General features: G+C 66.0%; 16 protein-coding genes. 5 read left to right on the top strand and 11 right to left on the bottom strand.

The genetic code is table 11. The annotated features are described in order from the left end of the window. Positions 1–483: 483 nt before the first annotated feature. The 7 genes from AC1DEY_RS18265 to AC1DEY_RS18235 all read right to left on the bottom strand — a co-directional run bounded on the left by AC1DEY_RS18265 (position 484) and on the right by AC1DEY_RS18235 (position 6,305). Positions 484–1,281, bottom strand: a complete 798-nt coding sequence (locus AC1DEY_RS18265; RefSeq protein WP_476869203.1) for a glycosyltransferase family 2 protein — start codon at positions 1,279–1,281, stop codon at positions 484–486. After that, complete coding sequence (locus AC1DEY_RS18260) at positions 1,278–2,723, bottom strand: PIG-L family deacetylase (protein WP_476869202.1); 1,446 nt, start codon at positions 2,721–2,723, stop codon at positions 1,278–1,280. The genes AC1DEY_RS18265 and AC1DEY_RS18260 overlap by 4 nt, the downstream gene beginning before the upstream one ends. After that, complete coding sequence (locus tag AC1DEY_RS18255) at positions 2,717–3,850, bottom strand: acyl-CoA dehydrogenase family protein (protein ID WP_476869201.1); 1,134 nt, start codon at positions 3,848–3,850, stop codon at positions 2,717–2,719. Before AC1DEY_RS18255 ends, AC1DEY_RS18260 begins: the two co-directional genes overlap by 7 nt. 20 nt (positions 3,851–3,870) lie before the next feature. Continuing rightward, positions 3,871–4,350 (bottom strand): Dps family protein, encoded by a 480-nt coding sequence (locus tag AC1DEY_RS18250; RefSeq protein ID WP_476869200.1) that lies wholly within the window; start codon positions 4,348–4,350, stop codon positions 3,871–3,873. 50 nt (positions 4,351–4,400) lie between these two features. Further along, entirely contained in the window at positions 4,401–4,538 is a 138-nt protein-coding gene (locus AC1DEY_RS18245; RefSeq protein ID WP_476869206.1) for a hypothetical protein, read from the bottom strand. A 535-nt stretch (positions 4,539–5,073) separates the two neighbouring features. After that, the gene (locus AC1DEY_RS18240; RefSeq protein ID WP_476869199.1) at positions 5,074–5,703 is read right to left on the bottom strand and encodes an HAD family hydrolase; all 630 of its coding nucleotides are present in this window, start codon (positions 5,701–5,703) and stop codon (positions 5,074–5,076) included. Positions 5,704–5,969: 266 nt separating this feature from the next. Continuing rightward, positions 5,970–6,305: a MarR family transcriptional regulator gene (locus tag AC1DEY_RS18235; RefSeq protein WP_476869205.1), complete on the bottom strand. Its 336-nt coding sequence runs from the start codon at positions 6,303–6,305 to the stop codon at positions 5,970–5,972. Positions 6,306–6,709: 404 nt separating this feature from the next. On the opposite strand from AC1DEY_RS18235, the gene AC1DEY_RS18230 reads away from it, so the two are divergent. The 4 genes from AC1DEY_RS18230 (at position 6,710) to AC1DEY_RS18215 (ending at position 9,830) form a co-directional block, all read left to right on the top strand. Next, entirely contained in the window at positions 6,710–7,555 is an 846-nt protein-coding gene (locus AC1DEY_RS18230; protein ID WP_476869198.1) for a hypothetical protein, read from the top strand. Then, positions 7,552–7,965, top strand: a complete 414-nt coding sequence (locus tag AC1DEY_RS18225) for a phage holin family protein (RefSeq protein ID WP_476869197.1) — start codon at positions 7,552–7,554, stop codon at positions 7,963–7,965. Before AC1DEY_RS18230 ends, AC1DEY_RS18225 begins: the two co-directional genes overlap by 4 nt. 18 nt (positions 7,966–7,983) lie before the next feature. Continuing rightward, on the top strand, positions 7,984–8,580 hold the full coding sequence (locus AC1DEY_RS18220) for a DUF3618 domain-containing protein (protein WP_476869196.1): 597 nt from the start codon (positions 7,984–7,986) through the stop codon (positions 8,578–8,580). A 116-nt stretch (positions 8,581–8,696) separates the two neighbouring features. After that, positions 8,697–9,830, top strand: a complete 1,134-nt coding sequence (locus AC1DEY_RS18215; RefSeq protein WP_476869195.1) for a YihY/virulence factor BrkB family protein — start codon at positions 8,697–8,699, stop codon at positions 9,828–9,830. Positions 9,831–9,942: 112 nt separating this feature from the next. On the opposite strand, the gene AC1DEY_RS18210 is transcribed toward AC1DEY_RS18215, so the two are convergent. From AC1DEY_RS18210 to AC1DEY_RS18200, 3 genes are all read right to left on the bottom strand, one after another. Next, positions 9,943–10,398, bottom strand: coding sequence for a DUF1206 domain-containing protein (locus tag AC1DEY_RS18210; protein ID WP_476869194.1), 456 nt, complete (start codon positions 10,396–10,398; stop codon positions 9,943–9,945). A 6-nt stretch (positions 10,399–10,404) separates the two neighbouring features. Further along, positions 10,405–10,767 (bottom strand): DUF1206 domain-containing protein, encoded by a 363-nt coding sequence (locus AC1DEY_RS18205; protein WP_476869193.1) that lies wholly within the window; start codon positions 10,765–10,767, stop codon positions 10,405–10,407. Between the two features lie 224 nt (positions 10,768–10,991). Then, positions 10,992–12,761, bottom strand: a complete 1,770-nt coding sequence (locus tag AC1DEY_RS18200; protein ID WP_476869192.1) for an alkaline phosphatase D family protein — start codon at positions 12,759–12,761, stop codon at positions 10,992–10,994. Between the two features lie 103 nt (positions 12,762–12,864). Between AC1DEY_RS18200 and AC1DEY_RS18195 the strand changes: the two genes are divergently transcribed. Continuing rightward, positions 12,865–13,128, top strand: a complete 264-nt coding sequence (locus tag AC1DEY_RS18195) for a DUF5808 domain-containing protein (protein ID WP_476869191.1) — start codon at positions 12,865–12,867, stop codon at positions 13,126–13,128. Positions 13,129–13,164: 36 nt separating this feature from the next. Here AC1DEY_RS18195 and AC1DEY_RS18190 read toward each other — a convergent pair whose 3' ends face one another. After that, on the bottom strand, positions 13,165–13,311 hold the full coding sequence (locus tag AC1DEY_RS18190) for a lmo0937 family membrane protein (RefSeq protein WP_476869190.1): 147 nt from the start codon (positions 13,309–13,311) through the stop codon (positions 13,165–13,167). Positions 13,312–13,442 lie beyond the last annotated feature (131 nt).

The raw sequence follows: 13,442 nt of genomic DNA, 5'->3' as shown, positions 1-13,442 counted from the left end.
CTCCAAAGTCTGGACCGTGAGATCCATGCCACTCTGACGGACGACGGTCAAATTGCAGGTGAACATGCCTGCATCCTAAATGTCGACATAGGGGATGTCCCAGTATTTAACCCCCAGACGCTCAAGTCGTGAGGGCCGCGCCCGCCTCTGCGCACGCTTAACCCACAATCAGCGAGCTAAGCCGATGAAGCGGGGCCAGAAATAACCGTCCCACCGGGGCCAAAGATAGTTGACATACTCACGGAGGTGCCAGGGGCGTCGGATGGCTCGGGTGCGCCAGACGATGTGACCAGAGCCCCCGGCCCGGCCGGGGACCGAGACAGCGAATTCCCGGATACGCGGGGCCTGACAACAGACACTTCTCCCAGCGAGTAGAACGCCACGGTCCATCCGGGGGCCGATCCGTTGCGCAGTGCGGCAGTAGATCGTGCGGGCGTGTCGGTCTGCGCGTTCCGGCTCAAGAAGGCAACGGGGCCGACGTCGTCAAAGGTCTTTGGCTTCCAGCAGGCCGGCTGCGGCGGGCAKTTCCCTTCCGAGGGCCCGCAGGTAGGTTCCGAACCCTTGTGGTGCGCGGGCGTGCGTCCGACCGGACGTCAGGACCCGGACAGAGTCCGTAGCTGTCACGGCAAAGTCGTGGAGTCGCAGGCGTTCCGCGAGGGTCCGGTCCTCGTGTGCGTGGAGCCGAGGAAACCCGCCGACGGCGAAGTAGGCGGACGCSCGGACGCCAAAGTTGGCGCCGTAAATGTGGGGGTGGTCCTCGCGGAACGGGTGCCGCGCCAGCCAGCGGCGCAGGATCAGCGGGTCCATTCCGGCGGGGTCCGGTTCCACGGAACCCAGAATGACGTCCGTTCCGGCGTCGGCCAGTTCAACCTGACGCACCAGCCAGTGCTCTGGAACGGCGGAGTCGGCATCGGTATTGGCCAACCAGATGCGGCCGTTGGTGAGGTTGGGAGGGGTCAGGGCGGCATTGACCCCGGCCGCCCGGCTGGCGCCGATGCTGCGCAGCCGGACTTCTACCGCCGACAGTCGTGGGTCGGCAGAGACATGCCGGGCCGTGATTTCTGCCGATTGATCCGTGCAGCTGTCCAGCACCACCGTGATGGAGGTCGTCACCTCGGGATGGCACCGTTCCAWTGCGTCGGCGGCCGCGCGTAGGGCGGTCAGCGCACGGTGGAGGTGCCGGTCTTCGTTGTGGGCCGGCATGACCACCGCCACCCGGCCGACTCTTGGCCGCGACGGAAGGGAATCTCCTTCCGAGCGGTCCGGCGCAGGTTCGGTCATGCCAGCGGGCTTCCGGATCCGCGGTCCGGTTCCCGGACCCACGCCCGCTCRCGGATTTCTGCGGGTTGCTGGGCTGCGGCCGGGACTTTTTCCGGGGCCACCAAAACTTCAAGGACGAAGTCTTTCTCGCGGTGGAGGGCCGCGGTCGGCCAGCGGAGTTGCCGGCGGGCAAGTTCATGGACCGTGTCCCCGTCGAGTTCCCAGCCTTCCACCGGGTGCCGCCAGTGGCAGAGGAGCAGGGTTCCGCCGGGCTTTATGGAGGCTTGCACGCGGGTGAACAGCCGGGCCAGTTCGCCGGGCGTCAGGTAATAGCCCATCTCGGAGACTGCGACCAGGTCGAAGGCTCCYTTGGGCCACTCATGCGGAACCGTGAGATGCCGCGTTTGCGCGGAGGCGTGGCCGGACAATYGYTGCGTCGCTTGGGCGAGCGCGGCGCTGCTGGCATCGACTGCCAGGAATTGCCTGCAGCGCTGGGCAAGGTCMGCGCTGAGCGTCCCTATGGAACACCCAACTTCCAGCCCGGAGCCGTAGGTTTCCGCTGGCAGGATGGCGAGTGTCAGCGCCCGTTTTCGCTTTTCGTACCAGCTCGTGGCATAGCCCCACGGGTCACCGTTCCGGTTGTGCACGGCGTCGAAGAYGCGCYCGGCGTCATTGGCGCCATTGCTCCCGCCGGCGGGCGCGTGCCATGCGAACGTTTCCCAGGGGCGGGAAAAGTGTTCGAGGAAACTCCCGGCAAGCAGCACTTCGTCGCCGGGCTGGGCTGACAGCGCTTTGGTCTGCGAGCCATGGGCCCGCATGGCCGAGGCCTTGGCGTCCTGCTGCTCGGGTGTCAGCGGCACGCGAACCCAGGACCGCCAGGCGGTGTCTTCGGGCACGGCCCACAGCCAGTACCAGACGGGGTATTCGAGCAGCCCGTGGCCGCCGGCTGCGGCAGCCTCGGCCGCCACCGAACCCAGGGTGTCGTGGTCTGTGTGCCCGTCGGAGCGGTACGGTGCCACGATGACCACGCGGTTCGCCGGGCGGCCTGAGGCTGCAATCGAGTCCCKGACCGCTGCAGCGATGCTGTCACTTCGTGCGGCAAGCTGGCCGTCCGGCAGGTGCAGGAACCGCCAGGGGGAGCCGGGTGCCAGTTCATGTATTGCCGCATCGAATTCACCGAGCCGCACGGCGGCGAGCTGCTCCGGCGTCGTGGTTCTCGATTCGGGGTGGGATGCTTCCCCTCCGGTACACAGCAGCACCTCAATGCCGGCTCCCGCGGCGTGCAACAAGGAGAGCAATCCGCCGGCACCCAGGGTTTCATCATCCGGATGTGCCGCCAGCACTATGAAGGTCATGGCTGCCAGCTCGGCCGWACCGAGCGGAAGCTCCGGAAGGAGGGACAGCCCGCTGGCCTCCCATTCGGTCTCGGCAGTGCCGGTATCCGCGTGCGAGAAGGTCACCATGAGCGGTCCCCMTTCAGGGTCAGGGCGCCAAGCTGGGCGTCGTCCCGCATGGCGTGGTGCTGGCGGATGTAGAGCGACAGGTCCGCCATCCGTTTTCCGTAGGGTTCGTTRAAGGCCAAGGGGCCCGGCCCCAGATTCTGGGCCACYATGSTCTGGATGCGTTCGACGGCGGCGGCAACGGCGCCGCGCACGCGGAGCGCCTCGCTCCACGCACCGGAGCCGGACAGGTCCCCGCCGTCAATCCGCTCCGCTGTCCGCGCGAAATAGCCCGTCAGGGATGCGATGATCCGGTCCGTTTCGCCAAGGTGAGCCAGGGCAATCTGATCCGGTTCACGCCCGCCCTCAGCGGCCTTTTTCAGTGCGGAGCTAAAGTCACGTGCCACGGCAACGGCCCCGCCCAGCCAACAGGCCGCCACGCCCATGCCGCCCCAGGCGAAGCCSGGYCGTTCGAAGTACCAGCCCGGACCTCCCACCGRCACGGCACGGACAYCCTCAAAGTGCACGGTCCCGCTGGGGATTTCCCGCAGGCCGCGGCTGGACCACGGCGGTGTTTCGCAGGAAACCCCTGGGTCACGGAGATTGACGGCGAAGGCCGCCCGGGCGCCTGTCCCGGGGTTCTCGGTGTTTCCCGCACCAAGGCGTGCAGTCAGGACAGCCCCGTCCAGCTGCGCRGCAAGCGAACACCACGGCTTGGATCCGTTCAGGACRTAACGGCCGGSGCCGTCCGGCGTCGCGTTGAGCCGCAGACCGGCACCTTCGGCGGCGAACACCCCCCAGGCTCCGTCCGCCGCGTCGGGGGCKGGGCCRGGCRSCTCCGACCAGGAGCCGGTCGTGGCCCGAGTGCCGGCGCCGGAACGTGCCTGTGCGAGGATGGCGATGGCGTCAAGGTGCGGTTCGAGCACCCGTCCGGCAGCCACATCCACCGCTGTCACGGACGCCAGCAGTTCCCACAGGTGGGCGGTGTCGCCRTCGCCGGGCCGCGGAGCGTTCTGCCCGATATTCTGTGCCAGAGCCAGCAGCGCCGGGATATYTCCGACGGCGTCGCGCACCGATTCAAGTTGCGGGAYTGTTGCTTCAAGCCGGCCGGGCGCCGAACTGATCTGCACCGGCCGCGGGCGGGGATCCATTCCGTCTGCCGTTCTGGCCGTCAGCCGTGTTCGGGCGCGGTGACAGCGGCTGATGCGGTCATGGTTTCGGCGTTCACCATCCAGGTCAGCTGTTCCAGGCGGGAAATGCCGGCGTGGAGCAGGTCAGCGCTGGTGGGATCTTCTTCGTCCACCTCGTCATGGACCTCACGCATTGTCTTAACGGTGCGCTCCAGCCGCGCGGTAATCAGCTTGACGGCGTCCTTGGTGGAGATGATTCCGTCGGGGAACTGCCCTAGCCTGGTCTGCGCGGAGACCGTGGCGCTTCGGCCATCCGGAAGGGCGTGCAGGGCGCGCATACGCTCGGCGGTTTCGTCCGCGAACAGCCGGACGTTGGTGATAACTTCGTCCAACTGCAGGTGGAGATCGCGGAAGTTGGTACCCACGATGTTCCAGTGTGCCTGCTTGCCCTGCAGGTGCAGCTCGATCAGGTCCGTGAGGACCTTCTGAAGATTGCTGGCAAGGGTCGGTGAAGCTTTCATTACTTACTCCAGTGCAGGCAAGCAGGACAGGACCGTCCGGCCGTTTCATTCTAAGCATACTTAGCATCTTGACGGGGCGGTGGTTCAAAGGCACGGCAGTCAATCAATGGCGCGGCCCGCATGGCGGCGAAGTCCTCCAGCGCCGTTTGCGGCGGGCCGTCCTGGCCGATTTCGACTCCGGCGTGCATGCCGACGAGCCGAATGCTGGTCTGGGAGACGGCTGCCATTCGGATGAAGTCGAAGGCCGGGGCACCAGGAAAGCGGCGACGCTCGCGGCGAACGGGATGTAGCCGCCGGACCGAGAGCCCGATGCCCCGAGCAACCGGGCGCCCCCCGCTGTGTGCGTCAGCCCTGTTGTTGTTACCTGGACCGGTGGGTTGCCTTTGCCATCGCCGCGAACTGTGTAGCGGGATCTGGAGCGACGACTCGTGGMACGGCCGAGCAGTCGACGCCCATCMRRCCCSCTAGCCCGGCAGCRGTCCGSAAGGCGCAAGGGCAACCGGACAAWATGCCGGCTGAACGACCCGGAGCCGTCCCTGCTSGTGTGTYGCCACATCGACGCGAACAAGCCACGGAGTGCMAGGGTGAGTTCGGTTTTGGACCGGTGAGAAGGTGGTGGGGGGTCGAGCTGCCCGGATCATTGTCATCGCACAGTTCGTGGGGGGTGGAACAAGAARGCCGGTGGGARCGGCTCTTGGCCCCCTGCGATTAGGTGCCCATGTCTCAGGCGCTCAGCTTTCCGATGGCGCTGCCCTCAAGGCGTTCCAACAGGTGCCGCGGATTGTCGTACACCTCCGCGGCACCGGCATCCCGCAGTTCACCTTCGCTGATTCCGCCGCAGGTCAGGGCAATACAGGGAATTCCGATTGCCGCGGCGGCCTTCACGTCCCAGACGGCATCGCCAACAAAGACAACGTCCGACGGGCTGAGGGCAAGCTTTTCCAAGCACGCAAGGAGAATGTCGGGGGAGGGCTTGCTCTCGTCGGCGTCATGGGAGCTGGTCCAGGCGTCGATGGACTTGCCGGCGTCCAAGAGGCGCCGGGCGACGTCCAGGTCCCGCTCCTGCGCTGATGATGCCAAGCCGACAGCCAGCCCGGCGTCAGAGCAGGCGGCCAGGAGGTCCCGGGCACAGTCGAAGGGCCGCAGCGAAGGCCAGAACGTGGAGAACACGGCACCGTGCGCGGATTTCAGGTCTTCCTGCATGTCCCTGGTSMACTCGGGAACCAGATGTTCGATGAGTTTGTCGCCGCCCATGCCGACGCAGCGGTGGATGGCGGAGACCTGGATGTCCAGACCCTCCCGCCGGAACGCMTGCCACCACGCAAGRGCGTGGAAATAGCTGGAGTCAATCAAGGTCCCATCGACATCGAAYAGGACRCCGCGTTTSKTTCCGGAWYTTGASCCTGATRCCACTGTTAYCCCACCTTAGGTTGAGAGCGCCCGCGAACGCCGTACCCGCACCATCCCRCACCATCACGGATTCTTCGGGCCCGAGGTYCRGAAGATACCCGGCAWCCACCGTCAGARCGCGATMWCCATTGTCCAGYGAATCYGCMRATGCCAAATATGAGACCACTCCAACCTCCTCGCCCCTGATAYGTTCTCGTTCGACATGCTGGTCATGGTTCCTGCCAGGCGGAGGGCGGCTTTGACTGCCGGAGGGGGYCGGAGCCGGGAGWAGCCTGKTGTCGGGTTCGGAAGAAGTCTACAAACCGGGYGAGYTGTTCYGASAGGGTTTCCCAYCCGTCGAAGTCKGCGGGMACGGCYSCACKCTCGGCMCGGCGGGCSGCCTGCAGGGCRSCAYTGCCGGCCSGGGTGATCTCGACCTGGAATTGCCTTCGGTCGGCCGGGTTCCGGGTCCTGGTGACCAGTCCTGCCGCCTCGAGTCGAGTGAGGACGCGGCCGAGTGTCTGGCTCTGGACATGAACCTTGGCGGCAAGCTGTTCCTGGTTCATGGGGCCCGGCGCGGCGGCTTCGAGGGCGATGACGGCTGCGCGGGTCAGTCCCAGCGGGGCAAGCGCCTCGTCGTGAAGCCGCTGGACAATGCGGGCCGCCGCCGTCAGGAGCCGGTAGCCGTCCCGGGCGTGGGGCTCACGGGGGAGGATCACGTGGAGAGCCTTCCTGCTGTGGGCACTGTGGGCACTGAGGGTCACGCGGTCAGGATGGCGCAACAATACGCCGCCTCTGAGAGCTCCACCCTACCTCCACCCATCACTTTGGCAAGCATGCTTACTAATTTCGCGAAAAGGCCTTGGCATGGATGGGAAGTGTGCTTACTATCGATTTAGTAACCGTGCTTACTAATTTCATCCGGCACCGCAGTCACGATCCCGCGGACCCTTTCTGAAAGAGAGCAACGATGACCCAGAACCCATGGAACCAGGCAGCCCCCCGGGCCTCGACGGATGAGTACGCCGTCGGAACGGCGCGCCCCGCCGACGCGGAAAACCCGTCGTTCAAGCGGGAGATTGCGAAGGATGAAGCCATAGAGGTAAAGCACGAGGCCACGGACGCGGCCCAGAACGTCGCCGAGACGGCCAAGACGGAGGCAGCCAACGTGGCCACCGAGGTCAAGACCAATGCCCGGGACCTGCTGCACCAGGCCAAGTCGGATCTGACCGAGCAGGCAGGWACGCAGCAGCAGAAGGTCGCAGAAGGMCTGCGCTCCGTCGCCGGCGAACTGCAGTCCATGGCGGCCGCCTCCGAGCAGCCGGGMGTGGCCACGGACCTCGTCCGCCAGGCCGCCGAACGTTCCTCCGCTGTCGCGTCCTGGCTCGATGGCCGGGATCCGGGTTCSYTGTTGACGGAGGTAAAGTCCTTTGCCCGYCAACGGCCCGGCACCTTCCTCCTGCTCGCSGCCGGAGCCGGTGTGCTGGCCGGCAGGCTCAGCCGCAGCCTCAGTGCCGGKGCCCCCGACGCCACGGGCACCCCGGCYGCGGGYAYGCCGGCCGTYAGCCGGATCCCCGACACCGGGGTAGCTGTCCCGCCTCCACCGGTACAGATGCCGGCACCRCAAACGASGACGGCRGGCTWTGCGGACACCTATCCGCCGAATCCSYTGGACTCCGAGTTGGGAACCGTGGGCGCCCCGGACTCGATCAGGGACGGCGGGATGGGACGCCGGGCCGCGGATCCCGGYGTCGGTGAGCCCCTGCGGACGGCCGATCCGCTGCGCGGGGACCCGTTTGACGGGGGCCATCGATGAGCAGCGAAACGCCTCCCACCSCCGCCCACGCCAAGGCCGAAAMCTCGACCCTGGGTGATCTCCTGGGTGAGGTTACRCGGGACATSTCCACCCTGATGCGGCAGGAAGTGGAACTTGCCAAGGTCGAACTCAARCAGTCCGCCACCCGTGCCGGAAAGGGCGCCGGAATGCTGGCCGGAGCCGGCGTCGCGGGCCACTTYGCGCTCCTCTTTCTGTCACTGGCGCTCTGGTGGGCGCTGGGAACACTGATGGGGCTKGGMTGGTCGGGCGTTRTTGTCGCCGTCATCTGGGCAATCGCCGGCGCCGTCCTSGCAACCAGSGGCCGCAAGGAACTCAACRCSATCAAGGGCATGCCGCAGACCGCCSAGACCCTGCAGGAAATCCCACCCACGCTTAAACCCAACAYCTAAATCCAGCGAGGAAACACGATGAGTGAAAACCCGGATGTCATCCGAGCAGATATTGAAGCMACCCGCGCCCGCCTGGGCACCAACGTGGACGCCGTCGCCGACAARGTCACGCCGTCGCACATCGTCCARCGGCAAACCGACAAGGTCAAGGACGCCGTCTTCGGAGTGAAGGAAAAGGTCATGGGAGCCGCCGAGGACACCGCCGACAACGTTCACTCCGCCGCAGGACACGCCGGAGCKCATGTCAGYGACGCGGGATCCRCCGTCGCCRCCGCGCCGGCACAGCTGAAGAYMAAAACCCARGGAAACCCSCTCGCTGCCGGGCTGATCGCCTTCGGCGCCGGCCTGCTGSTCTCCTCCCTGCTCCCTGCCAGYCAGAAGGARCGGGAAGCCGCCGACGCGCTGAAGACCGCTGCCGAGCCGCTCACGACGGAACTGACGGACGCSGCAAAGCATGTGGCCGAGGGMCTCAARGMGCCCGYCCAGGAAGCCATKGAGAACGTCAAGGCAACCGCCGTCGACGCCRCCGAKCACCTCAAGGCAGAAGGCCAAACCGCTGTGGCAGACGTCCAAGACCGGGCCGCCGAGGCCAAGGACAACGTTCAGCRGGCCTAAKCCGCATCGGACAACGGCCGGCAGCCCTCGCTCRWGCGCTGGGCGGCCGGCYASSYCGCTTAACCCAAGAAGGATYTTCCGTGGCCAMGAACCCTGCCAATCCAGAAMATGASTCMATGACCGGCCCCGAAACAGCCCAGAGCAGCACCGCCAAGGCCCGCACGGCGCCGGCGCCGGACGACGCCCGCAAACCGGACAGCCCCACCGACGTCACCAAGCCGTCCTGGAAGTACATCGCCAAGAAGACCCTGCGTGAATTCACCAAGGACCAGTGCCCGGATCTCGCCGCGGCCCTGACCTACTACTCGGTCCTCTCCATATTTCCGGCGCTGCTGGCCATCGTGTCGTTGCTGGGCATTTTCGGGCAGGCCGGGAAGAGCACGTCTGCGCTCCTGGAGATCGTCCAGGGGTTCGCACCGGGTGGCACTGTGGACGCCATCCGCCAGCCAGTCGAGCAGCTCAGCAGCTCCTCCGCTGCCGGATTCACCCTGGTGCTTGGCATCCTCACCGCCCTSTGGTCCGCCTCCGGCTACGTCGGGGCGTTTGGCCGSGCCATGAACCGGATCTACGAAATCGATGAGGGCCGGGCGTTCATCAAACTTCGGGGCACGATGCTCCTGGTCACGATTGCCACCGTGCTGATCGTCCTCGTACTCTGCGCCATGCTGGTCCTGAGCGGCCCGGTGGCGGAGGCGGTCGGCAACGCCATCGGCCTCGGCGGAGCCGTCCTGACGGCGTGGAACATTCTCAAGTGGCCGGTGATCCTGCTGCTCGTGATCCTGGTGATCGCCATCCTCTACTACGCCACCCCGAACGTACAGCAACCCAAGTTCCGCTGGATGAGCCTGGGATCCACCATCGCCCTGGTGATCTTCCTGCTCGCGTCCCTGGCCTTCGCCTTCTACGTGGCCAACTTCAACAGCTACGAGAAGACCTACGGTGCGATCGGCGGCGTCATCATCTCGCTGCTGTGGCTCTGGATCCTGAACATGTCGCTGCTCTTCGGTGCCGAATTCGACGCCGAAATGGAACGCGGCCGCCAGCTCCAGGCCGGCATCGCGGCCGAAGAGACCATCCAGCTGCCACCACGGGACACGAAACAGAGCGACAAACTCCAGGCCCGCGAGGAAGAGGACATCCGCCGCGGACGGGAACTGCGGGAACAGCACGGCGGCCCAGACGAGGACCAGCCGGACCACAGGGACAGGAGCGTTCCACCCAGCGGCGCCACAAGAATGGACCGCAGCTGATCTCGAAGCCCGGTCCGGCGAAGTCAAGGGCTATTTTCCGGCGCGCCCACGGTGTGCCTTGTCTGGTGCACGGACGACCCCCGATGGTCTAGGTCGCACCTTTGAGTAGTACTCAAAACCTCCAGTAGCGTGCGCGGGCCATCGAGTACACGCCATAGCACACCAACCCTGCCGCGGCAGCGGCGAGAAGGAACACCCCGTACGGCTGGACGCCGAGGGTCTTCAGGCCCCCGTCCAGGCCGGTGGATTTCGATGGATCCGCGGTGGCCGCGGCAACGATGATCAGGACGCCGACGACGACGAGCACCACGCCCTTGGCGGCATAGCCAACGATCCCGATCCACTCGACCGCTGCGCGGGCGCTGCCGGGGTCCTGCAGGTCCTTCATGAAATTCCGTGTGACGCCCCGATAGACGTAGTAGGCGCCGGACGCAATGATCGCCAGACCGACCGCGATCAGCAGCACCACGCCGCCAGGGGCCCCCATCATCTTCGCGGTGAAATCACTGGTCGACTGGCTGGAGTTCTTGCCGCCGCCCGAGGCGAAGGCCGCGAACGTGAAGGCCACAAAACCCTATATCACGGCCTTTACCACGGCCACACCTGCCCCTTGAAGCTTCTTCTTCGAATCGGCTTCAGAGCGGGCCTCGAAGATGGCCTCAGTCAGCATCCATAGGGCCAGTGCGGCGCAGCCAACAACCCCGGCCCAGAGCAGTAGCGGGCCGCCCGGTTTCGAGGCGAGCGATCCGATCGCGCCGGACTGGTCGGCCTCACCGCCCTGACCCCTATCGATCTGGAGGGCAATGAATCCGATCAAGATGTGGAGGAGGCCGATGAAGACGAATCCGGCACGAGCCAGAACTCGCAAGGCGGGGCCCCGGCTCGCCGACGCCGCTTCGGACACCGCTCGATTAGCCTTCTGCGAGGCATCGCTCATGGCCAGCCCCTCCCGACATGAACTTGATCTCCTGTTGCCCGCTCAGCGTCGCGGAATGCTCCAGTCTAAATCCATTCGTGGCCGTCCCGACAGACCCCGGGAAGCAGCCCGACAGGGAGGAATGGCGCTATCTGAACACTCAATAGGAGGCGGGTACTCGGACGCTGTTTGGTTCATCTCCGGCGACACGAAAGCGCGTGTTTCGGCGGCGGTTTGCGATCGGCCTATGGCCGGCCTTTCCTCCGGTGTCGCCACCGTGCGGTCCTGGTATCGGTCGTGTGCTTCCCCGGTTCTGGCGGGAACGGCGACTCCATGCCGGGCCGGGAACTCGTGGCGGGGCTCCGCGGCGCCACTGTGACGGAGGCGATGCGTTCCAGCCGGGGGTGCATGTGGTCGCCGGCGTCCACGACGCCGGTCTGCCACCATAGTTTCAGCCCTTCCGGTGCTACCTCGAGGAAGGCCAGGTTGTTGTCGAACCAGGGGCCTCTGATCCCGGCCCAGCGGAAGGGCGGGTCCGGGACCTTGGCCGAGCGCGCCACCAGGACGCCGACCGGGGCGGCCAGCCCGTAGGACATGATGGCCGCAAAGGACCGCATCAGCCGGGGCAGCGGGTTGCGGATGGGGGAGGAGACGGCCTGCACTATCCGGCTGCCCGAGGCACGCTGCACCTCCGAAGCGTAGGAGTAGTGGACGTCCCCTGAGAGAAAGGCGATAGTTTCCGGTGCCGCGCCGCGTTTGCCGTCGGCAACCTCGGTCACCATGGCCGCAACCTCCCGGAAGCTGTTCTGGAAGGCACCCCAGTGTTCAAGGTCCAGCGCCTGGCGCAGACTCTCGCCGGCGCGGGCGGCACGTTTTCCCCACGCGCCTTGGGAAACGGCCTCATTCCAGGACTCGACGTAGTGCAGGCCCATCGGCAGCAGGAAAGGAAGCGAAGTCGCCACGAGCAGGTGGCGGAAACCGCCGCGCATCCGGTCGTCGAGCCACGCCATTTCGGCCTTGTCGACCAGGGCGCGATCGTCCGGCGTCAAGTCCCGGGCAGCACGGGAGTCCACAACTATCAGCCGCGTGTCCCCGAAATCCCGGCAGTAGCTCCACCGGTAGGATCTCGGGTCCCGATCAGCCCGGTCCGCGAAACTGTCCAACTGCGGGCCGACGTCGATTTCGTCCTCGCCCGTGTGCCGGGCGATCTGCTGCCAGAGGGCATCCTTCGCCCGATCCTGCGGTGACATGTTCCCCAGATGCTGATACACCCAGTACGAGGCCAGCCCCGCAACAATCCGCCCATGCCACCAGGAGGTGGCTTCCATTTTCTTCTTCCAGCTCAGCGAGGTATTCCAGTCGTCGCGGATGTCATGGTCATCGAAGACCATGGCGGTGGGCAGGGTGGAGAGCAGCCACCGGTTCGCGGGGTCTGACCAGGCCAGATAGTACAGATGGGCGTATTCCTCGTAGTCCTTTAGCTCCTCGCCGGGTGGTGCCTTGATGTCCCGCCGTGCTCGGATGAACTCCTGCATCTGCGCGCTGGTTAGGTCGGCGTACACCTGGTCCCCGATGAAGGCCAACAGATCCGGCCGCGGCAGTTCACGGCCGGCCGCCATCCCCAGAGCGAAGGCGCGCAGCGAGTCGACGCCGTGGGTCCGGTTGCCGGACTCATCGTGCGGCACACTGGTCCGGCAGGAGCCGTAGGCCATCCGCAGTGGCCTGCCGGGCTTCAGTGTCGCGATCATCGACGGCGGGAACCCGGACGAAGGGTCGGGCCAGACCCGTGTTCCGTTGACGTCAAGGGTGTAGGGCGTGACCGTTCCAGGTTGCAGGCCGTCCAACTCCACCAGCGCGTAGTGGTGGCCGTGGACCGCGAACGTCCTGGCCGCCCAGTCCCTGCCGCCGGCACGGATGGAGACGCGGGCATCGGCCGGGGTCTCCACCCACACGCTCGCCGAGGTCTCATCCACGTACCGGATCATCGGGCCGAGCACCAGGGGAGAGGTCGTCATAACTTAGTTGTACCGGCCCGGCCCGGATGCAGCCATTCCCGGCGGGAAAGGCAGGCCCTGGACCCCTGCGCTAGCCTGATGCCTCACGTAACCTGCCTTCGACATGACCCGTCGCGACCCCCGCCGCGAACGCCCGGACGCTCGTGCTGTTCCTGGGCGGCAAACGCGACGGCAGCCAGTTGCCCTATCGAACCCGAGCCGCTGGTGCCGGGCCGGAGGGCGAGACCGTTGGGAAACACTAGGCCGTGCACTGCTTGTGCCGCGCCGGTTCGGCATTGGATGGACTCTGAACCTCGGCAACCCCGGGGCGGCGATGCTGGTGGCCGATATCTTCGCCCTGATCTTCTTGGTGACCATCGTTCGTTGACACCCGCCAGTCGCCGCCAACCGCTGTTCGGCTTATCTAAGTGCGGGCCCTGCCGCGGATGAAGTGGAAGACCAGAACTACCACTGCAATAACCAGCAGCAGGTGAATGAGCCCGCCGCCGATGCCGCCAAGCAATCCGAGGAGCCAGAGAACAGCAATAATGATGGCTATCCATAGCAACATGAGAGTCTCCCTTGTGTGTCTGCGGATGGAAATGCTGATTTTTGCCTCTGGCCGGTCTCGTCATTTTGGCGCACGGCGGGCATGACATTATGGACGGAGGCACGCTGAGGGGCAGTGACGGCCAGTCGCCC

This window comes from Arthrobacter sp. 05T47, assembly GCF_056395825.1.
Note: the sequence above shows the minus strand (reverse complement) of the source record. Positions and strands in the feature narration are given on the sequence as shown.

Bases quoted from the DNA above. Each gene is read 5' to 3' on its own strand.
- AC1DEY_RS18195 (WP_476869191.1), top strand. From the start codon at position 12,865: ATGACCCGTCGCGACCCCCGCCGCGAACGCCCGGACGCTCGTGCTGTT.
- AC1DEY_RS18245 (WP_476869206.1), bottom strand. From the start codon at position 4,538: ATGCACGCCGGAGTCGAAATCGGCCAGGACGGCCCGCCGCAAACGGCG.
- AC1DEY_RS18250 (WP_476869200.1), bottom strand. From the start codon at position 4,350: ATGAAAGCTTCACCGACCCTTGCCAGCAATCTTCAGAAGGTCCTCACG.
- AC1DEY_RS18190 (WP_476869190.1), bottom strand. From the start codon at position 13,311: ATGTTGCTATGGATAGCCATCATTATTGCTGTTCTCTGGCTCCTCGGA.
- AC1DEY_RS18200 (WP_476869192.1), bottom strand. From the start codon at position 12,761: ATGACGACCTCTCCCCTGGTGCTCGGCCCGATGATCCGGTACGTGGAT.
- AC1DEY_RS18205 (WP_476869193.1), bottom strand. From the start codon at position 10,767: ATGAGCGATGCCTCGCAGAAGGCTAATCGAGCGGTGTCCGAAGCGGCG.